At 31.8% G+C, this 24,198-nt stretch carries 25 protein-coding genes and 1 riboswitch; of the genes, 5 read left to right on the forward strand and 20 right to left on the reverse strand.

Annotation, left to right across the window (positions count from 1 at the left end; genetic code table 11):
* Position 1 precedes the first annotated feature (1 nt).
* From FRY74_RS09005 to FRY74_RS09015, 3 genes are all read left to right on the forward strand, one after another.
* Positions 2-844, forward strand: a complete 843-nt coding sequence (locus FRY74_RS09005) for a mechanosensitive ion channel family protein (protein WP_147100698.1) — start codon at positions 2-4, stop codon at positions 842-844.
* A gap of 69 nt (positions 845-913) precedes the next feature.
* Positions 914-2,617 carry a chloride channel protein gene (locus FRY74_RS09010; protein ID WP_223265858.1) on the forward strand — a complete coding sequence of 568 codons (1,704 nt, stop codon included), beginning with the start codon at positions 914-916 and terminating at the stop codon, positions 2,615-2,617.
* 82 nt (positions 2,618-2,699) lie between these two features.
* On the forward strand, positions 2,700-3,131 hold the full coding sequence (locus FRY74_RS09015) for a c-type cytochrome (protein WP_147100702.1): 432 nt from the start codon (positions 2,700-2,702) through the stop codon (positions 3,129-3,131).
* 73 nt (positions 3,132-3,204) lie between these two features.
* Here the strand turns inward: FRY74_RS09015 and FRY74_RS09020 are convergent, their stop codons facing one another.
* From FRY74_RS09020 to FRY74_RS09050, 7 genes are all read right to left on the reverse strand, one after another.
* Positions 3,205-4,041 carry a universal stress protein gene (locus FRY74_RS09020; protein ID WP_147100704.1) on the reverse strand — a complete coding sequence of 279 codons (837 nt, stop codon included), beginning with the start codon at positions 4,039-4,041 and terminating at the stop codon, positions 3,205-3,207.
* 92 nt (positions 4,042-4,133) lie between these two features.
* The gene (gene accC / locus FRY74_RS09025) at positions 4,134-5,474 is read right to left on the reverse strand and encodes an acetyl-CoA carboxylase biotin carboxylase subunit (RefSeq protein WP_147100706.1); all 1,341 of its coding nucleotides are present in this window, start codon (positions 5,472-5,474) and stop codon (positions 4,134-4,136) included.
* 109 nt (positions 5,475-5,583) lie between these two features.
* Positions 5,584-6,084 (reverse strand): acetyl-CoA carboxylase biotin carboxyl carrier protein, encoded by a 501-nt coding sequence (gene accB, locus FRY74_RS09030; RefSeq protein ID WP_147100708.1) that lies wholly within the window; start codon positions 6,082-6,084, stop codon positions 5,584-5,586.
* 41 nt (positions 6,085-6,125) lie between these two features.
* Complete coding sequence (locus FRY74_RS09035) at positions 6,126-7,127, reverse strand: beta-ketoacyl-ACP synthase III (protein WP_147100710.1); 1,002 nt, start codon at positions 7,125-7,127, stop codon at positions 6,126-6,128.
* Between the two features lie 135 nt (positions 7,128-7,262).
* A complete protein-coding gene (gene rpmF, locus FRY74_RS09040) occupies positions 7,263-7,448 on the reverse strand; it encodes a 50S ribosomal protein L32 (RefSeq protein ID WP_147100711.1) in 186 nt (61 codons plus the stop codon).
* Between the two features lie 14 nt (positions 7,449-7,462).
* A complete protein-coding gene (locus FRY74_RS09045; RefSeq protein ID WP_147100713.1) occupies positions 7,463-7,969 on the reverse strand; it encodes a YceD family protein in 507 nt (168 codons plus the stop codon).
* Between the two features lie 81 nt (positions 7,970-8,050).
* Entirely contained in the window at positions 8,051-9,100 is a 1,050-nt protein-coding gene (locus FRY74_RS09050) for a M42 family metallopeptidase (protein WP_147100715.1), read from the reverse strand.
* Between the two features lie 147 nt (positions 9,101-9,247).
* On the opposite strand from FRY74_RS09050, the gene FRY74_RS09055 reads away from it, so the two are divergent.
* Both FRY74_RS09055 and FRY74_RS09060 read left to right on the forward strand, forming a co-directional pair.
* Complete coding sequence (locus tag FRY74_RS09055) at positions 9,248-10,105, forward strand: RluA family pseudouridine synthase (RefSeq protein ID WP_223265859.1); 858 nt, start codon at positions 9,248-9,250, stop codon at positions 10,103-10,105.
* An 82-nt stretch (positions 10,106-10,187) separates the two neighbouring features.
* Complete coding sequence (locus tag FRY74_RS09060) at positions 10,188-11,165, forward strand: L-threonylcarbamoyladenylate synthase (RefSeq protein WP_223265860.1); 978 nt, start codon at positions 10,188-10,190, stop codon at positions 11,163-11,165.
* A 43-nt stretch (positions 11,166-11,208) separates the two neighbouring features.
* Here FRY74_RS09060 and FRY74_RS09065 read toward each other — a convergent pair whose 3' ends face one another.
* The 13 genes from FRY74_RS09065 to FRY74_RS09125 form a co-directional block, all read right to left on the reverse strand.
* The gene (locus FRY74_RS09065) at positions 11,209-12,369 is read right to left on the reverse strand and encodes an O-succinylhomoserine sulfhydrylase (protein WP_147100719.1); all 1,161 of its coding nucleotides are present in this window, start codon (positions 12,367-12,369) and stop codon (positions 11,209-11,211) included.
* Between the two features lie 2 nt (positions 12,370-12,371).
* Positions 12,372-12,782: an OsmC family protein gene (locus tag FRY74_RS09070; protein WP_147100721.1), complete on the reverse strand. Its 411-nt coding sequence runs from the start codon at positions 12,780-12,782 to the stop codon at positions 12,372-12,374.
* Positions 12,783-12,784: 2 nt separating this feature from the next.
* Positions 12,785-13,198: a YeeE/YedE thiosulfate transporter family protein gene (locus FRY74_RS09075; protein WP_147100722.1), complete on the reverse strand. Its 414-nt coding sequence runs from the start codon at positions 13,196-13,198 to the stop codon at positions 12,785-12,787.
* The gene (locus FRY74_RS09080) at positions 13,195-13,752 is read right to left on the reverse strand and encodes a YeeE/YedE family protein (protein ID WP_189765264.1); all 558 of its coding nucleotides are present in this window, start codon (positions 13,750-13,752) and stop codon (positions 13,195-13,197) included. Before FRY74_RS09080 ends, FRY74_RS09075 begins: the two co-directional genes overlap by 4 nt.
* 5 nt (positions 13,753-13,757) lie before the next feature.
* The gene (locus tag FRY74_RS09085; protein ID WP_147100724.1) at positions 13,758-14,447 is read right to left on the reverse strand and encodes a phosphoadenylyl-sulfate reductase; all 690 of its coding nucleotides are present in this window, start codon (positions 14,445-14,447) and stop codon (positions 13,758-13,760) included.
* Positions 14,447-15,085 carry a precorrin-2 dehydrogenase/sirohydrochlorin ferrochelatase family protein gene (locus FRY74_RS09090; protein WP_147100725.1) on the reverse strand — a complete coding sequence of 213 codons (639 nt, stop codon included), beginning with the start codon at positions 15,083-15,085 and terminating at the stop codon, positions 14,447-14,449. Before FRY74_RS09090 ends, FRY74_RS09085 begins: the two co-directional genes overlap by 1 nt.
* Positions 15,075-15,836: a uroporphyrinogen-III C-methyltransferase gene (gene cobA / locus FRY74_RS09095; protein WP_147100727.1), complete on the reverse strand. Its 762-nt coding sequence runs from the start codon at positions 15,834-15,836 to the stop codon at positions 15,075-15,077. The genes FRY74_RS09090 and cobA overlap by 11 nt, the downstream gene beginning before the upstream one ends.
* Position 15,837: 1 nt before the next feature.
* A complete protein-coding gene (locus tag FRY74_RS09100) occupies positions 15,838-17,952 on the reverse strand; it encodes a HEPN domain-containing protein (RefSeq protein WP_147100729.1) in 2,115 nt (704 codons plus the stop codon).
* A gap of 2 nt (positions 17,953-17,954) precedes the next feature.
* Positions 17,955-19,172 carry a homoserine dehydrogenase gene (locus FRY74_RS09105; protein WP_147100731.1) on the reverse strand — a complete coding sequence of 406 codons (1,218 nt, stop codon included), beginning with the start codon at positions 19,170-19,172 and terminating at the stop codon, positions 17,955-17,957.
* Positions 19,159-20,205: a homoserine O-acetyltransferase family protein gene (locus FRY74_RS09110; protein WP_147100733.1), complete on the reverse strand. Its 1,047-nt coding sequence runs from the start codon at positions 20,203-20,205 to the stop codon at positions 19,159-19,161. The genes FRY74_RS09105 and FRY74_RS09110 overlap by 14 nt, the downstream gene beginning before the upstream one ends.
* Before the next feature lie 238 nt (positions 20,206-20,443).
* Positions 20,444-20,567, reverse strand: a riboswitch (SAM riboswitch).
* 188 nt (positions 20,568-20,755) lie between these two features.
* Complete coding sequence (dnaG, locus tag FRY74_RS09115) at positions 20,756-22,708, reverse strand: DNA primase (protein ID WP_147100735.1); 1,953 nt, start codon at positions 22,706-22,708, stop codon at positions 20,756-20,758.
* Complete coding sequence (locus FRY74_RS09120; protein WP_147100736.1) at positions 22,708-23,127, reverse strand: toxin-antitoxin system YwqK family antitoxin; 420 nt, start codon at positions 23,125-23,127, stop codon at positions 22,708-22,710. The genes dnaG and FRY74_RS09120 overlap by 1 nt, the downstream gene beginning before the upstream one ends.
* 45 nt (positions 23,128-23,172) lie before the next feature.
* Positions 23,173-24,150, reverse strand: a complete 978-nt coding sequence (locus tag FRY74_RS09125) for a polyprenyl synthetase family protein (protein ID WP_147100738.1) — start codon at positions 24,148-24,150, stop codon at positions 23,173-23,175.
* Between the last annotated feature and the right edge of the window lie 48 nt (positions 24,151-24,198).

Consider the following 24,198-nt stretch of genomic DNA (forward strand, 5'->3'; position numbering starts at 1 on the left):
AATGAAATACCTTGAACAAATATTAAATTTTAAATTAATTGAACTAGGTAATTTTTCATTATCGGTATCTAACATTGTTTTAATTGGTATAATTTTTCTAGGTGTTAAAATTTTACTAAAGGGTGTAGAGGCTTTAATTAACAAAAGACTTTCTGACAAAGGAGGAGTTAAAGAAGGTCAAGGGAGATCTATTGTTCAAATTATAAAATACATCGTTTATATTTTAGCTTCTTTTGTAACCATAAAAAGCCTTGGTATAGACATTACAATAATCGGAGCTTTCTTTGCTACTTTAGGTTTAGGGCTTGGATTTGCACTTCAAGAACTCTTTAGAGATGTGATTTCTGGTATCGTAATTTTATTTGAAAGAAATGTAAAAGTTGGTGATATTTTAGAAGTTGATAATCTTGTGGGAAACGTAAAAGAAATTCGATTAAGAACTTCTGTTTTAAGAACACGAGATGGAATTTATATGGTAATTCCGAACTCACGAATTATTAATGAAAAAGTAATAAACTGGACTGCAAATAATAAATCTACGCGTTTCTCTGTATCGGTAGGAGTGGCGTATGGTTCTGACGTTGAAAAAGTAAAAGAACTTTTACTTAAGAGTGTTGAAAATCATGAGAAAATATCTACACGACCTGCTCCAATTGTATTTTTTAACGATTTTGGTGATTCTGCTCTATTATTTGAATTGCGTTTTTGGACTGTAGAAACTTGGGCAATAGAAGTCACTAAGAGTGAAATTCGCTTTAAAATCAATCAATTATTTAGAGAAAACAACATCCAAATCCCTTTCCCTCAAAGAGACGTGCATGTTATTCAAAAAATAAACGAATAAGTGAACTTTAACACAATTTTTACTAAACTTTCACTACTACGAACTAAAATTCAACCCAAGCATTTTGTCTTGTTTTTAAGTTTAGTTGTAGGCTTACTCTCTGGATTAGCAGTAGTTGTTATTAAAAATTCTGTTCACTTCATACAAAATCTTCTTACCTTAAGTTTAGTTAAAGATTATCAGAATTATTTGTTTTTTGTGTATCCGTTTATTGGATTACTTTTAACCACGTTATTTATAAAGTTTGTAATCAAAAAACCAATTGGTCATGGTATTCCTAATACCTTATTTGCCATTTCACGAAACAATAGCGTAATAAAAGCATACAATATGTTTGCTTCAATTGTTGCTAGTGCTTTTACAGTAGGGTTTGGCGGTTCTGTTGGATTAGAAGGCCCAACAGTATCAACAAACAGCGCCATAGGCTCTAATATTGCACAACTATTTAAAGTTGATTATAAAACAGCAACACTCCTAGTTGGTTGTGGAGCTGCTGGTGCAATGTCAGGCATTTTTAATGCACCTATTGCTGCTCTAGTTTTTGTATTAGAGGTTTTTATGTTTGACTTATCACTAGCCTCAATGATTCCGTTTCTAATGGCTTCCGTTTCAGCTGCTTTAAGCTCTAGAATGGTTCTTGGTAATAATGTTTTATTTGATGTGAAAATTCATGATGCTTTTGTTGCTTCTGAATTTCCATATTTTATTTTGCTAGGTATATTTACTGGACTAATTTCTGTTTACTTCAATAAGATGTTTTGGCTAGTTGAAGGGGTATTTGAGAAAATCAAACAACAAAAATATCGACTTATCATTGGAGGAGTACTTCTAGGAGGTTTAATCTTTTTGGTGCCGCCTCTTTATGGTGAAGGATTCGAAACTATTACTGCTTTATTAAAAGGAGACTTTAAGCAAGTTGTTGACCATAGTTTATTTTTTGATAAAAAAGAAGACATCCTCATTGTTTTAGGCCTTTTATTTGGAATTATATTTTTAAAAGTTATTGCCTCTGCTATTACCTTTGGAGCTGGTGGTATAGGAGGGGTATTTGCTCCTTCATTATTTATGGGAGCAACTAGTGGATTTGTTTTTGCAAAAACATTAAATATTTTTAGAGATAGTAATCTCTCGGAAACGAACTTCACTCTAGTTGGGATGGCAGGCTTAATTGCGGGTGTTTTACACGCTCCTCTTACTTCCTTGTTTTTAATCGCTGAAATTACAAAAGGATATGAATTAATTATCCCCTTGATGATAACTGCAGCCATTGCTTACTTGACTTCAAAATATTTTGTGCCTTATTCCGTATATACTATGCAACTGGCTAAAAGAGGACAATTAATTACTAGGCATAAAGATAAAGCAGTGTTAACTCTAATGAAGCTTCATACAGAAGTAGAAAAAGACTTTAATAATATTAATCCTAGTGCAAATTTAGGAGACTTAGTTAAGATTGTCTCTAAGTCAAAAAGGAATCTGTTTCCTGTAGTTGATGAATCTGGTATTTTACACGGCATAATTACATTAGATGATATTCGAGAGATAATGTTTAAACCAGAAATGTATAATAGCACTAGTGTTAAATCATTAATGATTATACCACAAACCTATGTTCACTTATCAGACAATATGGATGTGGTAATGCAAAAATTCTCTAAAAGTAAAGCTTGGAATTTGCCTGTTATTGATGGCAATAAATATGTTGGTTTTGTATCAAAATCTAAACTGTTTAACGCATATAGAAAGTTGTTAGTCGAATTTTCAGAAGAATAAGTTAATTCGTGAGAATTGTCATTAGAAAAGTAGTATTTACGGCGTACTTTTGATTTAGATTATAACTTAAACTCATCATAAAATGAAAAAGATTACACTAAGTGCAATTGCATTATCTGCAATTTTTACAATTTCCACACTTACTTCTTGTGGTGGTGGAGAAAGTCATGAAGCTAAGAATGAAACAAGTACTGAGGTTGCTACTGAAACAGCAACTGAGAAAGTAGAAGTTGCTGAAGTTGAAGTAGATCTTCCTGGGAAAGAAACTTTTAAAACAAGTGGATGTGTTGCTTGCCATGAACCAAACAGAAAAGTTGTTGGACCTGCATTAAAGGATATTTCAGCTGCTTATCTTGACAATAGAGAAGGTTTAACAGCTTTCTTAAAAGGTGAAGGTGAAGCGATTGTGGACCCTGCTCAAGCTGCTGTGATGGCTCCACAAATAGAAATTACTAAAGTAATGGAAGATGCTGATAGAGATTTAATTATTGACTACATTTTATCAATTAAATAATCAATAATTTGCTTTAATAAAAAAAGCCCTTACTTTTAAAAGTAAGGGCTTTTTTTATTAAGTTTTATACTTATCAAGTTCCTAAAACACCCCCAGCCATAACTTGTTGTGTAGGGTTTGTAATAATAACTGGTATTTCTGCTTCGTTAGCAATTACTACTTGTTCTTCGCTACCGAAGAAATCTGGTAATAATGCACCTTCTTGAGTATTTACAATTGCAATTAAATCAGCATCAATTTTAGCAGCAAAAATCACTAATTGTTTTTTAAACTGTCCTTTAACCTCTGCTTGATTTAAAGTATATGAAATCTTTCTCTCTAAGAAATAATTTTTAGCAAAAGACAATTCACGATCTAATTTTTTCTTTAAAAATTCATCCGATTCTAAATCATAAAATAAGTGAATTTTACTATCAAAATGCTTAGCAATATTTGCAGCAACTGTTAATTTTTGTTTTGTAACCTCAGAATAATCAACAGGTACGACAATATCATCATAAGTCTCTGTGTGTTTTGGATCTTGATTTTGAACAATTACAAAAGGAACTTTAGAATGAGAAATTACTTTTAACGCGTAACTACCCATTATTTTTTGCATTCCTTTAGCTCCGTGAGTTCCCATGACAATAAATCCAGCTCCTATTTCAGAAGCAACATCACCTATATCTTCAAATATATTTCCAATTCTAACGATAACATGAAAATTAACACCATTAGCTTCTTCAGCATCTCTAGCAATAACGTTCAATTTTTCTCTTGCGGCATCAACTTCTTTAGTTTTAGAAACTACATGTAACAAATAAACTTCACCACTAAAAGAGTTAGCTATTTTAGCTGCGTGGTTAACTGCACAGTTTGCAACCGATGAAAAATCATGAGGAACTAGAACTTTATATGTTTGCTTATCCATAATTACTAATTAGATTAAAGGTTAATTGATGTAATATAAAAATATTTTCACAAAAGTAAAAAAAAACGCAAGTAATTGCGTTTATTTTTTTGTTAAATTTCTTTTAACTTAAAGGTTTCCATAAACTTAGTAGTAAAATCACCTTCTCTAAATTTTTTATCTTTCATTAATTGAACATGAAAAGGTATAGTTGATTTCACTCCTTCAATAATGTATTCACTTAATGCACGCTCCATTTTTGTAATTGCTTCCTCTCTTGTTTGGGCAACAGTAATTAGTTTTGCAATCATAGAGTCATAATATGGAGGAATAACATAACTAGCATATACGTGAGTATCTATTCTAATTCCGTGTCCTCCTGGCTCGTGATATGTTGTAATTTTACCTGGACTTGGTCTGAAATCGTTAAAAGGATCCTCAGCGTTTATTCTACATTGAATAGCGTGCATTTGAGGTTCGTAGTTTTTACCACTAATTTTATCTCCCCAAGCTAATTTAATTTGTTCTTTTATTAAATCGAAATTAATTACTTCTTCAGTAATAGTGTGTTCAACCTGAATTCTAGTATTCATTTCCATAAAATAGAAATCTCTATTTTTATCTACTAAAAACTCAACTGTACCTACCCCTTCATATTTAACAGCTACAGCAGCTTTTATTGCGGCTTCACCCATTTTCTTTCTCAGTTCAGGAGTCATAAATGGAGAAGGTGTTTCTTCAACCAATTTTTGGTGTCTTCTTTGGATTGAACAATCTCTTTCAGATAAGTGACAAGCATCTTTACCATCACCTGCTATTTGAATTTCAATATGACGTGGCTCTTCTATGAATTTCTCCATATACATCCCATCATTTCCAAACGCTGCAGCAGATTCTTGTCTTGCTGATTCCCATGCAGCTTCCATTTCTTCTTCTTTCCAAATCACTCTCATTCCTTTACCACCACCACCAGCAGTAGCTTTCATCATCACTGGATACTTAATTTTTTTAGCGATTGCTTTTGCATCAGCTAAATCTTTAAGTAATCCTGGTGAACCAGGAACAACAGGAACTCCCGCTTTTATCATTGTTTCTTTAGCTGAAGCTTTATCTCCCATTGCATCAATCATTTCAGGTGAAGCACCAATAAATTTGATGTTATTTTCTTGGCAGATTTTAGAAAACTTAGCATTTTCAGAAAGAAACCCGTATCCTGGATGAATTGCGTCGGCATTTGTAATTTCTGCAGCTGCAATGATATTAGGAATATTTAAATATGATTCTGAACTTTTAGCAGGTCCTATACATACAGCCTCGTCAGCAAAACGAACATGCAAGCTGTCTTTATCTGCTGTAGAATAAACTGCAACAGTACTTATCCCCATCTCTTTGCAAGTTCTGATTACACGTAGAGCTATTTCTCCTCTGTTTGCAATTAATATTTTTTTAAACATAAATTCGGTTTGAAAATTAAACAATTTGAATAGTTGAAATTTAGAGTGCTGAAAAGACAAGATAAATAAATAATCTATCTTACTTCACAGACTATTTCAAATTATTAAATTAGTTTGGGTCAACTAAAAATAAAGGTTGATCATATTCTACAGGAGAACCATCATCAACTAAAACTTTTACAATTTTACCGCTAACCTCAGCTTCAATTTCATTAAATAATTTCATTGCTTCTATAATACAAACGCATGTATCATTTGCAACGTCATCTCCAATATTTACAAAATTTGGTTTATCTGGAGATGCTTTTCTATAAAAAGTACCAATCATTGGCGATTTTATAGTTACATATTTTGAATCGTCATTTACTGGTTCAGCTGGTTTTTCTGGTGCAGCAGCAACAGGAGCAGCTTGAGCAACTGGTTGTTGTACTTGTTGCTGTGGCACAGCCACAGGAACCTGAGTTTGAATTACTTGTACTTCTTCAACTTTTCCTCTTTTGTAAGGAGGAGTTTTAATTGTTATTTTAAAATCTTTGCCTTCTATTTCAACTTCACTTACTCCCGATTTAGAAACAAATTTAATTAGTTCTTGAATTTCTGATGCCTTCATTTTCTATAAGTTTTATTAAACACGTAAAAGTAATTAATATTTTATTTTTTTCCGTCATAAGCCCATTTTATCCAAATAGACCCCCATGTAAAACCACCTCCAAAAGCTGCTAAAATAATATTATCACCTTTTTTTAATTGGTCTTCCCACTCCCATAAACAAAGAGGAATTGTTCCTGAGGTTGTATTTCCATATTTATGGATATTAAGCATTACTTTTTCCTCTCCAACACCCATTCTTCTTGCTGTGGCGTCAATAATACGCTTGTTCGCTTGGTGAGGTACTAACCAAGCAACATCGTCGCTCGATAAGTTATTTTTTTCCATTATTTCAGCAGAAACATCAGCCATATTAGTTACTGCGAACTTAAATACTGCCTGCCCTTCTTGGTGGATATGATGCTCTTTATTCTTAACTGTCTCTAATGTTGGAGGATATGCAGAACCTCCTGCTTTTTGGTGTAAAAATTGGAATCCAGAACCATCGCTACGTAAAATAGAGTCTCTTACTCCAAATCCTTCATCATTTGGTTCTAACAATACTGCACCACAACCATCACCAAAAATTATACATGTTGCTCTATCTTCATAATCAACAAGTGCAGACATTTTATCAACACCAACTACAACAACTTTCTTATGAGTTCCTGATTCAACAAACTTTGAACCTGTTACTAAACCATAAAGAAAACCAGAGCATGCTGCGTTAAGATCAAATCCGAAAGCATTTTTTGCTCCTATTTTATCTGTAATAATATTTGCTGTTGCAGGAAAAACATGATCAGCAGTTACTGTACAACAAATCAATAAGTCTATTTCTTCAGGTGATATTCCTCTTTTTTTACACAATGCCAACACAGCTGGAGCAGCCATATCAGAAGCTCCTTTACCTTCTCCTTTTAAAATTCTTCTTTCTTTAACTCCTGTTCTGGAAGTAATCCACTCATCATTAGTATCTACCATTGTTTCCAACTCTTTGTTGGTTAACACATAATCAGGAACATATCCTTGAACAGCTGTTATTGCTGCAGTAGTTTTACTCATATTTTAATTTTTCAAAAATGATTAACGAAGGTAAAAAATATATCTCACCTAAGAAAAGAATAGCTTGATAAAACAAAAAAACTTACTGGTTAGACGCAGTAAGTTTAATGTTTATTGTTTTGAAATGCTACTAAATTATAGCGCTATTTCTTTTTCTATTGCTTGTTTCCCTCTGTAGTAACCACATTCACCACAAACTCTGTGGTATAAAACTGGTGCCCCACAGTTAGAACAGTTTGAAGTAGTAGGAGCTACTGCTTTATAATGCGTTCTTCTTTTGTCTCTTCTTTGTTTCGAAGTTTTTCTTTTAGGATGTGCCATTTTATCTTTTTTTACTAATTGTTAAATTTATCTAGTCCTGACCAACGAGGATCAATCTTATCATTGCTTTTTACTTTATATTCATTTAATTTTTTTATTGCTTCAACATCACATTCATCTTCATCATGTGCTCTCTTTTGTGGTATGTTTACTTCAATAAATTCGTAAATGTATTGAGCTACATTAATTTCGTATGCATTTTCAGGTAAGATTACAATATCATCAGTTCCATCATAAGGCTCGTCGCCAAACTTTACAATTAACTTTTCTTCTCCTTCAATAGCAATGTTTAAATCTTCTAAACATCTATCACAAGGTACTGTAATTTCTCCCGAGATATTAAAATTAAGTAACATCATTGTTGACTGTTTTTCGAAAGCTAGTTCTACTTTAAAAGTAGCATCTAAAAATTCAAAAAAGTCAAACTCTTCAAAGAACTTGTTATCCACTTCATACTCAAAAAAATGAGTTCCGAGCTTCAAACTTACAAACTGTATTGTATAGTCTTTCAGTACTTTCAATTTTTATTCTTTTTAAAAGAAAGTTTGCAAAGGTAAGAATTTATTTAACACTGCAAAAAATCTATGAAAAACAATTTTTATTTAAAAACTCCAATCGTAATTATCGATTTCTAACAAGCATTGTGTTAACAAATCTGTACTACCTTTTATGTCGTATTTATTCGCCATTTCTATTACTTGGTGAATGTGACGAGTTGGAATTGATATAGCCCCAGCTATTGCTCCTCCTGGATTCATTCGCTGAATACCTGCGGTATCTGTTCCTCCTGCTGTTAAAATTTCTTTTTGGTATTTAATGTTGTTTTTAGTAGCGATTTGCTCCATGAATTTTACCATACGATAGTCACAAATTGTTGAACTATCCATAATTTTTATAGCTGTTCCGTCTCCTAATTTGGTAATCATCTCTTCTGGTTTTGCTCCAGGAACATCAAATGCAATAGTTGTATCTAACCCAAATCCAAAATCAGGTTTAATTTCTAATGCTGCAACATTCGCTCCTCTAATACCAACTTCTTCTTGCACTGTGAAAACACCATAAATATCATAAGGAACTTCTTTGTCTTTTAAGTTCTTAAGTGCTTCTATTAAAATAAAAACTGCTAATCTGTTATCTAAAGACTTACAGTTAACACAATCCCCCATCTCAATTAACCCTCTTTCTCTAGTTATTGGGTCACCAATTCTAACAATTTTTTCAACTTCCTCTTTACCCATACCCAAATCGATAAAATAATCGGTTGTTTTAGGCATTTTAGTTCTTTCTTCTGGGCTCATTACATGAATAGGTTTTGAACCCATTACACCTATTATGTCCTCAGTTCCATGAATAATAACACGCTGTGCTGTTAATGTTTTTGGATCGAAACCTCCTAAAGTATGAAAACGAACAAATCCATTATCATCAATATGTGTAACCATAAAACCAATCTCATCCATATGAGCTCCAATCATGACACGTTTATCATTTTTACCTTTTTTAATGGCATAAACATTACCCATGTTATCAACTTTAATTTCGTCAACCAAAGGTTTAATTTCTCTAAGGACGATTTCTCTTATTCGTTGTTCATGACCTGGTGCTCCTGCAACCTCAGCAATCTCTTTTAATAATGGAATATTAATTGGCATTTTGAATCAATTTAAAGTTAAAAGTTCAAAGATATGTATTCTAATAATTTATATTTCTACCTTTTATATAAAAGTTGACCTTTATTTTAATGAAGGAATCTTATTTTTATAAATAAAACTAACGTGAAATTGAGCCCTAAAATAGTTTTGGAATCATATCTAGTGCCTTTTAACATTAATAAATTACGTCTTTCTGATTTTGCAGTAGGAATTTTTGTCACTACAACCACTCGAAAAGGAATTAAAAAAGCAATTAAAAATGGCTTAATCTTTATTAACGGAAAACAAGGATATACAAGTGATTATATTACAGGAGGAGAATTATTAGAGCTATATCAACCTGAGATTAAGAAAACAAAACCTTTAATTCATATTCCTATTGAGGTAATTTATGAAGATGATTATTTAGCTATCGTTAACAAACCTCCTGGAATTTTGGTAAGTGGCAACAAAAAATGGACTATCGAAAATGCCTTGCTTCCTCATTTAACCAAAAGCACACAGAAAGATGCATTGCAATATCCAGAACCAATTCATAGATTAGACTACCCTACAAGTGGTGCATTATTAATTGGAAAAACTATAAGCAGCACTGTTGAGTTGAATAAATTATTTGAAAGCAGAGCAATCGATAAAACTTATTTAGCAGTTAGCATAGGTAAAATGAAACATGAAGGAATTATAGACTTACCTATTGATAATAAAAATTCTCGCTCGTTTTTTAACGTTTTAAACTCGGTAGTTTCACCCAAATACAACTATTTTAATTTGGTAAAATTAAAACCCGAAACAGGAAGAAGACATCAATTAAGAAAACATTTAGCTAGCATTGGCAATCCAATTTTAGGTGATCTTGTATATGGCAAAGAAGGGTTTATTTTAAAAGGAAAGGGATTGTATTTACATGCTTATTCATTAAAGTTTACACATCCTTTTACTCAAGAAATTATAGAAATAAATGCTCCTATCCCTAAAAAATTTAAGAAGCTGTTTTCATTTGAATAGAATTCAACAATACCAATAAAACTAGTCTATTTGTTTTTTTATTTACTTTGCTGAAGTAGAATATAAAGGCTAAGGGATTTAAATGCTAAAGGAAACATTAATGATAACAACTAACCTAAAAGAAGCGAAACAAGAATTGAATTCTGAAGGAATTATTGCTATACCAACAGAAACTGTTTATGGATTAGCCGGAAATGCATACAGTGAGAATGCCATAAAAAAAATATTTGACCTAAAAAAAAGACCATTTTACAATCCATTAATTGTGCATATTAAATCCGCTGAATTTTTAACCGAAGTTGCACGAGAAATACCTGAAATAGCCCAAAAATTAGCCAATGAATTTTGGCCAGGACCGCTTACCTTAGTATTAAAAAAACAGCCTCATATTCCAGATTTAGTTACCGCTGGTAAAGATACTGTTGCAATCAGAATTCCTAACCATGATTTAACCTTAAATCTTTTAGAAGAACTTGAATTCCCTCTTGCTGCGCCAAGTGCAAATCCTTTTGGATCAATAAGTCCAACTTCTGCTTTACATGTTTTTAATTATTTTGAAGATGATTTAAAAGTGATTTTGGATGGTGGAGAATGTCAGAAAGGTATTGAATCTACGATTATTGGTTTTGAAAATGATAAGCCTATATTGTATCGTTTAGGTTCTCTATCCATAGAACAGATTGAAGAAAAAATTGGCCCGATACTAACAAAAACTAATAGTACTGATAATCAACCTGCAGCACCAGGAATGCTTTCTCGGCATTATGCTCCTTCAACAGACACTTACCTTACCAATGATGTAACTAATTTAATTCAATCTTATCCCAACAAAAAAATTGGCTTACTTCTTTTTCAAAAACAATTAAATAATGTTCCAATTGAGCATCAAGAAATTCTTTCTAAAACAGGAAATTTAGATGAGGCTGCTAAGAATTTATATGCTTCAATGCATCGGCTTGACAAACTAAACTTAGACCTAATTATTACCGAAAGACTACCGAATACAGGACTAGGAAAAACTATGAATGACAAGTTAGAAAGAGCTACAAAAAAAGAATAATATAACATCTAATAATTAGTTAACAAACATAAAATGAGTTAACTCATGACAATCCTATCTCCACATCTTTAATAATATCATCGATGTGCTCCAGTCCAACAGAAACACGGATTAATCCTGGTAAAATACCAACCTCTTGTCGTTCTTCTTCTGAAAGTTTTGAGTGTGTAGTTGATGCTGGGTGAGTTGCAATTGTTCTTGTATCACCTAAATTAGCTGTTAAGGAAATCATTTGTAATTTATTTAAAAAATCACGCCCTTTTTCGACTCCTCCCTTTACAATAAACGTAACTATTCCACCTCCAGCTTTCATTTGTTTTTTTGCCACATCATATTTTGGATGAGAAGCCAAAAACGGATGTTTTGCCATTTCCACTTGTGGATGTTTCTCCAACCATTCTGCTAATTTCAATGCGTTTTCAGAATGTCTATCCATCCGAACAGCCAAGGTTTCTATGCTTTTAGAAATTATCCACGCATTAAACGGTGACATTGCTGGACCTGAATGACGAGCAAACCCCTGAATTTCATCAATTAAACTTTGCTTACCAGCAATTAACCCTCCTAAAACTCTCCCTTGTCCGTCTAAATATTTTGTAGCTGAATGAATAACCAAATCAGCTCCAAATTTTATAGGTTGTTGCAAATAAGGTGTTGCAAAACAATTATCAACTATATATAATAATTTGTGCTGTTTCGCAAAATTTCCCAACCATTCTAAATCAATAATATCTACTCCTGGATTGGTTGGTGTTTCTATAAAAACCAATTTAGTATTTTCCTGAACTGCATAACTCCAATTTTCGGTATCATTAATATCTACATAAGTAAATGTAATTCCCCATTTGGGTAAAATTTTGGTTAAAATAGTGTGTGAAGAACCAAAAATAGAACGACAGGCCAACACATGATCACCTTGTTTTAATAAAGCTCCAAAAGTGGTAAACACAGCTGCCATACCAGTAGCTGTAGCCCAACCAGCTTCAGCACCTTCTAATGCACAAATTTTTTGTATTAATTCCGTTGTATTTGGGTTTGAAAATCGACTGTAAATATTGCCCTCAACCTCATCAGAAAACATTGCGCGCATTTGTTCAGCATCATCAAATACAAAACTTGAAGTTAAATGTAATGGTGTCGAATGTTCGTTAAATTGTGAACGATCACTCTGAGTTCTTACGGCTAAGGTTTCAAAATTTTTCATAGTTACTTTATTGTGTATGTTGCTGTAATTTCTATCTCTTTATTTAAACTTAATGCTACTGAACAGTATTTTGTTAAGGTTAAATCAATTGCTTTTTCAACTTTATCAGCATCTAGACTTCCTGTTAAAACAAAATGAACATTGATACTCTTAAAAGCTTTGGATGGTGTTTCATCTCTTGTAGCTGAAACTTCAACCTGATAATCGTCTAGTACCTGTCGTTGTTTTTTTAATATTAAACCTAAATCTATGCTTGCACAACCTCCTAAACCCATTAATACCAATTCCATTGGTCGAGCTCCTTTTCCTTCTCCTCCAATCGCGGGATTCGCGTCAATGTTTACGATAATTTTATCTTCATTTTTAGCTTCATAATGAAAAGCTTGATTGACTCTTTTTAAATTTACTTTCATAACTAGTGTGGTAATTTTTGTTTTAATAACCCATAACTAAATGTTCCAAGTACAGCAAAGATAATTGGTATTATCATTACAAAATTACCCGCACCTAAATGAACAAATAATGGAGCTGTACATGCTCCGATAATTGACCAGCCTAGACCAAAAATAATTCCACCAAATAAATTAGCTTTAAACTGCAACGGTTTTCTTAAAGTGTCAATCGTTGAATTGTTAAACGATTTTAGGTTTAATTTTTTAATAATGATTACCGAAATTATTCCTACTAAAATTGCAGATGCTATAACTCCAAACATATGAAAAGATTGGAAATGAAACATCTCAACAATACGATACCACGAAACAGCTTCAGATTTGATTAAGATAAATCCAAAATAAAAGCCAAGAATTACAAATTTTAAATTTTTCATAAAATATTATCTAATATTAAAAAAGTACCAATTATTCCGCCAATAAAAAACCCAATTACTGCAATTAAAGAACTTAAACTTAACAACGATAAGCCTGTAATGGCATGTCCTGAAGTACAACCGCCAGCATACCTAGAACCAAACCCAATTAGAAAACCTCCTAAAGCAATAACTAATCCTGTAAGAGAAAATAGATTGGACCAATTAAAAATAGCTTTTGGGAGTATTCCGTTTACTTCTATATTTTTGGATCCAAAATATAATATTCCAGTATCACTTAGTTCTCCTTGCTCTACTAAAATAACCTGAAACAAAATAAACCCAGAAATTATAACGCCTAATACAAAAAGAAAATTCCAGAAATAACTCCTTACACTATAAGTAAAATATTCATTTTTACTTACTCTTGATAAAGTACAGAAATGCTTAAATATTGATGAAACACCAAACTTTTTATTATCTATAATTAGTAACATAGGTACTATTAGTCCCAATAATGGGCCAGAAATATACCAAGGCCAAGGTTGTTTAAGTATGTTTATTATCTCTTCCATATTTTTTACAAGTGTAATCCACACTCCGTTTTAGGGTTATTATTCCATCTTCCATCTCTTTCTTTTCCGGGAACAGTACAGTGTTTACAACCAATAGAAGAATATCCTTTAGATACCAAAGGATGGAAAGGTAACTTATTTGTTTTAATATACTTTTCTCTGTCTTTTTTTGAGACATCTAATAATGGGTAAAATTTTAATATTCCTCCACGGTCTTCAAAAATATCTAAGCTTGCTCTATGATCGCTTTGCCATTCCATTAACCCAGAAACCCATACAGTAAAATTCTCTTTTATTAAAGTTAAAGGCTCTACTTTATTTATTGAACAACAAAGATTAGGGTCTTTTTTCCATGTTTCATCTTTAGTTGTAAAATCATGTTTCCATTTTTCTGCACCAATACTTTCTACATTTAAGGCATAAAGCTTTGTCAATTCTTCTTTATATTGTAATGTATCATCAAAATGATATCCCGTATCGATAAAATATATTTTTTGTGCTGAATTTACTTTAGAAAAAACACGCAATAAAAAAGCAGAAGTGGCTGCAAAAGAAGATGTTAACATTATTTCCGTCGCATCAAAATCTTTATACAATTCTTCTATTCTTTCTTCCACAGAAAGTAAGTTATACTTTTTGTTTAGCTTTTTTATTTCTTCTGCTGAAATCTGTCTTTTTATATTACTCACACTCATTAGTTTAAATATATTTTGAAATCTTTTTTTACCAATGTTAATTCATCAACAATTTTTGAATTACTATTAAGGGCAATAGTTACATTATTTAAATTTTCAATTTTATGATGTAAATCAGCCTTTATTTTTTTTCGAATTGAGTTTAATAATTTAGTAGAAAATTCTACTTCATCAGGAATCACATCTTCAAAATACATTCTCATTTTTTTAGCCAAAGTTGGTGATTGTCCATTTGTAGAAATACCCAATTTCAAAGCTCCTTTTGTAACTATACTCCCCAAATAAAAATCACATAATTCGGGGTCGTCAGCAACGTTTGTTAAAATATCAAGACGTTCAGCATCTTGTTTAATTTTAACATTTAACGCTCTATCATCAGTAGCTACAATTAACAAATTAATTCCTTCAATATCTGTTTTGTGATATTCTTTTTCAATCAATACAACGTTACTATAAAAATGAGATAACTCAATAATTTTATAATGAAACTCTTTAGATACAACAGTAATATTTGCTTGAGGACTACTTTTTAATATGTAGGTTAATTTTTCTAATCCAACCTCTCCTGCTCCAATAATTAAAACATCTATTTTGTCCAGTTTTAAAAAAATAGGGTACAATGTATTTTTAGTTTCCATAATAATTCAAATTTGAGATTTCATTAATCAATACTTCTTGCTTTAAAGCCACTACTTCACCAATAATAATAATTGCTGGCGACTGAATGTTTTCTTCAATTTTTAATCTTTCAATTGTATTTAACGTACCATAAATTGCCTTTTCAGATTTTAATGTTCCGTTCTGTATAATAGCAATCGGTACATTCCCTTTATTTTGTTTTTTATAAAGATTAACAATTTGTGTTAACTTGTTTACACCCATCAAGATAACTACCGTTGAGTTAGTTTGAACAGCTAATTTTATATCTTCTGAAAGTACTCCATTTTTATTAGTAGCTGTTAACACCCAAAAACTCTGACTTGCTCCTCGATGAGTTACAGGTATTTTCTGAGAAGCAGGAACTGCCACTGAACTTGAAATACCAGGAATTACATTTACTTCTATCCCAAAAGATTCAACATATTGCAATTCTTCATAACCTCTTCCAAAAATAAATGGATCTCCTCCTTTTAATCTAACCACTTTGCCATAGTTAAAAGCATGATCTATGATTAGTTTATTAATTTCATCTTGTCCAAAGCTATGTTTACCCACTCTTTTACCAACGCACATTAGTTTTGCAGAAGATTTAGCATGTTTTAAAACTGCTTTATTAATTAATGCATCATACAGAATTGCATCTGCATTTTTTATCGCATTAATTGCTTTTAGTGTTAAAAGCTCTGGATCTCCTGGCCCTGCTCCTACTAATGTTACTTTTGATTTCATTTTAATTTTTCAGTTCTGATTCTAGTCTATACTCTTCAATATTTTTAAGTATCGATTTAGCATCTGTTAAATATTTTAAAGCAAATTCTGCTGTTGGTTTATTCCCTTTAATTTGATAAACCAACTCCGAAAATGTAGTTTCTAATTTTAGTGCTTGTTTTGTTCCAAATTGTTCTTCAAATTGCGCTATAATTCCTGCTTGGGTATTCGTTTTAATTCCATCGGCAACTAACAAAGCTTTTGCTGAATTGATTAAAGACGTGTAAGAATGATAAATACTATCTGCCCATTGTTCATCATTTAAGGCTTCTTGAGCATAAGTCAATTTTTCTTTACTCTCTACTAAAATAGTACTTACTAAATCCAACACAACGCCAGCACACTCACCAACTCCAATTGCTTTAACATAAGCTTTATCGTATCCCCAATCAATAAATTCATCTTCTTTTAGGTTTGATGTATCTGATAAAGGTTTTAATAATTCGTAAAAATATTTTTGGCCTTGTCTATCATAATACGTTAAAAAAGATTCTTCTTCAATAATGTTATCTTCATAATCATCCAACAGCAACCTTAAAGCGTTTGGACCTCGTTTACTTGGAATTTTAATCACTTTATCAGCAAATCTTCCTTTTCCGTCTCCTAGAATTCCTCCACCCAACAAAACTTGTAAAGCAGGAGCAACTAATTCACCAGATTTGATTGACATTCCTTGAAACCCAATATGAGCAATGGTATGTTGCCCACAAGCGTTCATACAACCACTAATTTTTATTGTAATCTCTTTATTTTTTGCATATTCAGGGTATTCCTCTTTAAGCACTTTTGTTAATTCAGATGCTATTCCTGTGCTGCTAGCAATACCTAAATTACAAGTGTCTGTTCCCGGACAAGCTGTAATGTCATGCGTAGAATTATAACCAATTTCAGTAAACCCTAATTGCTTTAATTCGACATAGAAAAAAGGCAATAATTCTTCTTTTACATGTCTTATTAAAATATCTTGTCGTAATGTTAACCTTAACTCATTTCCAGCATAATCACGAATTAAATCTGCTAACTTTCTAGCTTTATCCGTATAAAAATCTCCTAATGGAACTTTTATTCCAATAGCATACAACCCTTCTTGCTTTTGTTTAATTACGTTTACTTTTTTCCATTTTTCGTATGCTTTTTCATCCTCAATTTTTACTTTAAAAATTGTAGGACTTGGAATTTCTACTGGCACATCATAAGCGGATGTATCAATTGGGTAAGTTAGATAAGATAAGGCCTTCTGTTCTTCCTCAATCAGCTCTCTTAGCCTATCTAATCCAACATCTCTAACTAAAAATTTAAATCGTGCTTTATTCCTATTTGCCCTTTCACCATATCGATCAAAAACTCTTAACACACTTTCTATAAATGGTATTATTTGCTCTACGGCTAAAAATTCATAAGCTACGTCTGCTAATCGAGGTTGAGAACCTAATCCTCCTGCAATTAACACCTTAAAACCTCGAATAATTACTCCATTTTCAATTTTGGTTTTTGCTATAAAACCTAAATCATGCATATAACTTAATGCCGTATCTTCATCACTTCCTGAAAAAGAAAGCTTAAACTTTCTGCCCATATCTTGCCCAACTGGATTTCTTAAAAAGAATTTAAACGCAGCATCAGCATATGGCGAAACATCAAAAGGTTCCTTAGGGTCAATTCCTGCAGTTTCAGATGCCGTTATATTTCTTACCGTATTTCCACAAGCCTCTCTTAAGGTAATATCACTTTTTTCTAGTTCTGCCCATAACTGTGGTGTTCTATCTAAACTCACATAATGAATCTGAATATCTTGTCGAGTTGTAATGTGCAACCTTCCTCGCGAATATTCATCCGAAACATCAGCTATTTTATGTAATTGCTCAGAAGTAACTTTGCCAAAAGGTATTTTAATTCTAACCATTTGAACTCCAAACTGACGTTGCCCATATACTCCACGAGCTAATCGTAAGCTTCTAAAGCCTTCTTCATTGATCTTACCTTCTTTAAAAAGACGAATTCTTCTTTCTAAATCAATAATATCTTTCTCAACAACTGAATTATTTAAATCTTCTAATTCTGTTCTAAAACTTTTCATTGTTAAGCATATTGTAACGCATAAGCGAATTCATATTTTTTATTTAACTGCTTTAAAGCTTCATCTGTAAGTGCTATAAGAGATAATTTTTCATCCAATAACTCTTCTTGAATTTTAATTAAGTCAGCAATACTCACTTTAGCATACCCTTCTGATTTGTTGATAATTACAACCTCTTCAATATATTTTTCAAACTGGGTTATTTTATCAGAATAAACCCAAATAAATTCTTGAGTTTCGTACTTAATTCGCTTTCCTGACAAAATTTTATCATACTTGTATTTATAGTTTTCTGGTGCTTTATAGTCGCTATAAATTACTTGCCCTGTTGGCAAACTACCCGCTCCTTTGCCAATTAACGTTTGTTTTCCTATACTTTCTGAAACAACTTCTACAGCATTAAACTCATTGTCAACATTATAAAAAACGCTATCGTTAGTTATAAAAGTTGGTAATACTGATAACCATAGTTTATTGTTGTTCGATTTTACCGAAGCAATTAATTTAATTTTTAAATTATTTTCTCGAGCAAATGCGATATCACTGTCAGTAATATTTTGAATCCCAATTTTTAACACTTTAGATGGAGAAATAAATTTTCCAAAAGCATGAGTAGTTAAAATCAGCAACTTATACAAGGCATCACTTCCACTAACATCAGAAGTTGGATCAGCTTCTGCAAAACCTAACTTTTGTGCTTTCGCTAATGATTCTTGATAAGAAACATTATCCTTAAATATTTGTGTTAGAATATAGTTTGTAGACCCATTAAATATCCCTTGAATTTGAGTTACAGTATCTAAACTGTAATAATCATTTAAGGTTCTAATAATTGGAATACTTCCACAAACAGCTCCTTCATACAAAAATCTTCCTTTACTTTTATTTTCTAGTTCAAGTAATTTTTCTAGATTGTTAGCTATCATTTTTTTGTTTGCAGAAACTACATTTTTACCAGCTTTTAAAGCTTTAGTAACTATATCAAATGCTTCTTTATCATCACTAATTAATTCAACTACAGTTTCAACAGATTTATCATTAATAACTTCATCTGCCTCCGTAATAAATTTAGCTTTTACTTCATCTCTTTCTTTATTGTTGTTTTTTATAACAATTTTAGGCAACAGCTTTTCTTCTTTATTTTCTTCTAAGTAGCTGTAAAATCCTTGACCTACAACTCCAAAGCCAATTAATCCTATATTTTTATTAAGCGTACTCATATCGTTTAGTTTTTAATTTTTGTGTTAAATAAAATTTTTCAAATAATTCTTTTAGTTGGTCTGTTTCTATTAAAAATCCATCATGACCATATAATGAATCTATTACTTCCAATTCAGCATCTTTAATGCTATCTGCTATTAAAATTGACTCAGAAACTGGAAACAATAAATCAGAATTTACAGCTACAACTAATGTGTTTGCTTTAACTTGATTTAATGCTTTAGTAATGCTTCCTCTGCCTCTACCCACATCATGACTATCCATCACCTTACTTAAGGTCCAGTAAGAAAAAGCATTAAAGCGATTAACTAATTTTTCACCTTGATAATTTTGGTAAGACGAAGCTTTATAACAATCAATTCCCTCTCTATTGTCCTCTTGAGTTGCTCGATAAGTATTGTAATTACGATAGCTTAATAATGCAATAGAACGAGCTGCTTTCAACCCTTTTAAACCCGCATCATCGCTGTAAGAATACCAACTTCTATCAGCTTTAATTGCTAAACGTTGACTTTCGTTAAAAGCAATTCCCCAAGGAGAATGCTTTGCATTAGTAGCTATTAAAATTAAATTCTCTATTAAAGATGGATTTATAATGCTCCATTCTAACGCTTGTTGCCCGCCTAATGAACCGCCTAAAAGAGTTTGAATTTTTTTAATCTGTAAATAATCTTTCAACAGCTCAAATCCATTTACAATATCTCGAATAGTAAGTTGAGGAAAGCTATGGTAATATTTATTTCCATTATCAGGATTAATTGACAAAGGTCCTGTAGATCCATAAGCCGACCCCAAAACATTTGCGCAAACAATAAAATAGTTTTCAGGATTATAAAATTTGCCTTTACCAACTAATCCATTCCACCACTCTTCAGGATTTGAATTAGCTGTTAAAGCATGTGTTATCCATATCACATTATCGCCTGTTGAGTTTAACTTACCTATAGTAGTATAAGCAATCTCTATCTTTTGTAGCGATTCTCCAGATTCTAATCCGAATATTTTGTTGTATTTATAAGTTTGTAGTAACATTTTAAAAAATAAAAAATGAGATTTTAAGATATAGTTGTCTCCTTTGTTTTGGAGAAACATTACCTAAGTTTTCGAGAAAATAATTGAATAACTAAATGGTAATGTTAATGACTGAAACAACAGCACATAAATGGCACTACACAATTATGATGAGCCCTTAAAGGCAAATTAGAAACACAACTTACTTGTAGTAAGTTTTTTGTCTTAATTGATGAATAATTCGTTTTCATTTTGCAATTTTTTATATGTTCCGCAACATCGCGGATAGGATTTGGCACCGGTTTTCCAATTCTTTTTACAGAACTTTTAGTTGGTTGCCAGAAGGTCAAAGAGCCTATTCTCTCGCTTCTTCTTTATAAACAATTACAATTCACTGGGTGAGTGGTAACTGAAAATCAATGCAAATATAAAGAACAATGTTTTATAATTCAAAATTTAATTCTGTATTTTTATTATAAAAACCAAAATTCAATACATTATTTTGAAATGATAAATTAAAAGGCACAATAAAGTTGTTTTATAAATAAACAACAAAAGAAAAATTATGATATTACTTTAAAATAATTCGACCTAGTTTTTCAGACAATTGGCGCTGCACACCTTTTAGGTGCTTATATTCAGTCATTAGCCTAATTTGTTCTATATCGTTCTTTTCTATTTTAAGTTGTGAACCGATCTCTTCAAGTAAATATTCTACCTTCGTGGCTTTAAAGGCGAAAACACTATTAAATATTGCCATTTTAACCTGGCTTTCTTCAGTTTTAACAAAAATGCCGTGGTTTTTCCAATTTTCACTCACTTCATATTTGTTTGATAGAACATCAATCGCTAATCTACTTATATCTTGATTTAAATTATTGATAAAATCTTGGTGTGTTGGAATTCGTTCTTCATTTACCATCTCAACATAATGATTAAAAGCTTCTTGTAGTATTGGGTTGTCAAACGTTAATCCGTCACCATTAATATTAGACAGAATATAAACTGCAGCTGTTACTTCTTGTTGTTGAATTTCTTCATTTTCACCCAACACATCTACTGTAATTATTTCGGCTCCATAAGAAATTAATAACCTTATAATTTCATGCTCCCAATGTGCTACCTTACTTGAAATACTTGAGCTTTTTTCTTCTTGTGGTTCGTAAAAGTCTTCAATTGGTGGTGGACCATCATCAAAATGTTGCTGTTGAGGCTTTGAAGCTTTACCCCGTAAAATTTTATTTGTTTCGTTAATTAATGCCTGCTCACCTATATCAAGCAGCGAACTACATTCTTGCGTATAAATAGAACGTTTAATTTGATCAGGGATTATTGCAATACTAGCAACAATTTCTTTAATTAATTCAGCTTTTTTAATGGGGTCATTTCCAACTTCTTCTAATAAAACCGAAGTTTTAAAACGAATAAAATCTTGAGCATGCTCTTTAATATATGCTATTAACTCATTTGAAGAATGATTTTTAGCATAAGAATCCGGGTCTTCACCATCAGGAAAAAGAACAACCCTCACATTCATCCCTTCTTGCAAAATCATATCAATACCTCTAAAGGAAGCTTTTAATCCAGCTGCATCTCCATCATAAAGAATTGTAATGTTTTCGGTAAAACGTTTAATTAATCGTATTTGCCCCTCCGTTAAAGAAGTTCCTGAAGAAGAAACTACATTTTCAACACCTGATTGATGTAAAGAAATAACGTCAGTATAACCCTCTACCAAGTAGCAATTATCTTGCTGTATAATTTCCTTTTTGGCAAAATAAATACCATAAAGCACCTTGCTTTTATGGTATATTTCTGATTCTGGTGAGTTTAAATATTTGGCAGCTTTTGCCTCAGTTTTTAAAATACGACCTCCAAATCCTAAAACCCTTCCTGAAAGGTTATGAATAGGAAACATTACTCGTCCTTTAAAACGATCGAATTTCTTCTCTTCTTTAACTATTGTTAAACCTGATTTTTCAAGAAATTCAATACTATGACCATTCTTTAAAGCCTCATCTGTAAAAGCACTCCATTCATCTGGGCTGTACCCCAACTCAAACTTTTCAATAATATCTTCTCTAAATCCTCGCTCTTTAAAATAGCTCAATCCAATTGCCTTTCCGGCTTGGGAATTGTGCATTTGGTCTTTAAAATATTTTGAAGCATAATTAGAAACAACAAACAAACTTTCCTTTTCGTTTGCTGCCAATTTTTGTTCATCTGTCTGCTCTTCTTCTTCAACTTCTATATTATACTTATTGGCTAAGTAACGTAAAGCTTCTGGATAAGAATAATGCTCATGTTCCATTATAAAATTAATGGAGTTTCCAGCTTTGCCACATCCAAAACATTTATAAATTCCTTTTGCAGGAGAAACAGTAAAAGAGGGGGATTTTTCGTTATGAAATGGACAATTACCTAAGTAGTTAGCTCCACGCTTTTTTAACGCAACAAACTCTCCGACAACATCTTCAATTAATGCCGCGTCAAATATTTCGTCTATGGTACTTTTTGGAATCATTAAAAATCTTTCTCCTCTAATAATTTTCCATCTTCACCATAAAATTTCCAATGTCCTGATTTTTTATCATCAGTAAAAAATCCTTCATATCTTAACTTACCATTTGGGAAGTAATTTTTTGCCTCACCGTTTCTTTTTCCATTTTTATAAGTGCCTTCACTCCATAAAGTACCTTCATCAAAATAAACCTTCCATAACCCCTCTCTTTGTCCATCCTTTACTACTCCTTCCATTCTTACATTGCCATTATTATAAAGTTCTCTTTCTTTAACTTTAACATCAACCCCATCAATATTTTGATATACACATACTAACTTTGGTTTACCATCTTCAAAACTTGCTTCAATCTTTTCAATCTCTTTTGGAGCACATGAAAATAAAAGGAAAGCGATTTGTGAAATGATTAGAAAATTCTTCATTTTTTACAATTGTTTATTCAAAAATAATAAATTGAACGTTAATGTTTATTTGGTTCTTTCGGTTGTATATATAACAAGATTCGCCAACGCCATGTTTGCTTCGTTTTGTTCAAACTCTTTTAATATAGTCAAAGCTTTTTCTTTGTAATCTAGCATAGCTTTTTGGGCGTAATCTAACCCTCCGCTTGCTATTACAAAATCAATAACTTGTTTTACTTTTTTTGTATTGTTATTATTGTGTTTAACTATACTTATCATTTTTCGTTTTTCGAAAAAACTAGCTTTACTCAAGGCAAAAATCAATGGCAAAGTCATTTTCTTTTCTTTTATGTCTATGCCTGTAGGTTTTCCTATTGTTTTACCATCGCTACCATAATCAAACAAATCATCTTTTATTTGAAAAGCAATACCTGTATACTCTCCAAATAAACGCATTTTCTCAACTTGCTCAGGTGTTGCTTTAGCAGCATTTGCACCAGCAGCGCAACAAGAAGCAATCAACGTTGCCGTTTTTTGACGAATAATATCAAAATAAACATCTTCCGTAATATCTAATTTCCTAGCTTTTTCAATTTGCAACAGTTCTCCTTCACTCATCTCTCTTACAGAGTTTGACATGATTTCTAATAAATCATACTCTTTATTCTCAACTGCTAACAACAATCCTTTTGAAAGTAGGTAATCTCCAACTAAAACTGCAATTTTATTTTTCCAAATGGCATTTATACTCCAAAAACCTCTTCGCTTATTAGAATCATCTACTACGTCATCATGAACTAAAGTTGCGGTATGCAACAACTCAATCATAGATGCCGCACGATAAGTGGAGTCATTCGCAGGGGCAAAAAGTTTTGACGATAAGAAAACAAACATCGGACGCATTTGTTTCCCTTTACGCTTAATAATATAGTGCATTATATTATTCAATAAAGAAACACGGCTTTTCATCGAATCTCGAAACCAAGATTCAAATTTTTCCATTTCTTCAGCTATAGGAGCTTGTATTTCTTTTATTGTTGCCATAAAATGTGAAGGCAAAAGTACTCATTTGTTTAAAAGATAAACACTATT

The sequence above is a fragment of the Vicingus serpentipes genome (assembly GCF_007993035.1).
Classification (GTDB): Bacteria; Bacteroidota; Bacteroidia; order Flavobacteriales_E; family Vicingaceae; genus Vicingus; species Vicingus serpentipes.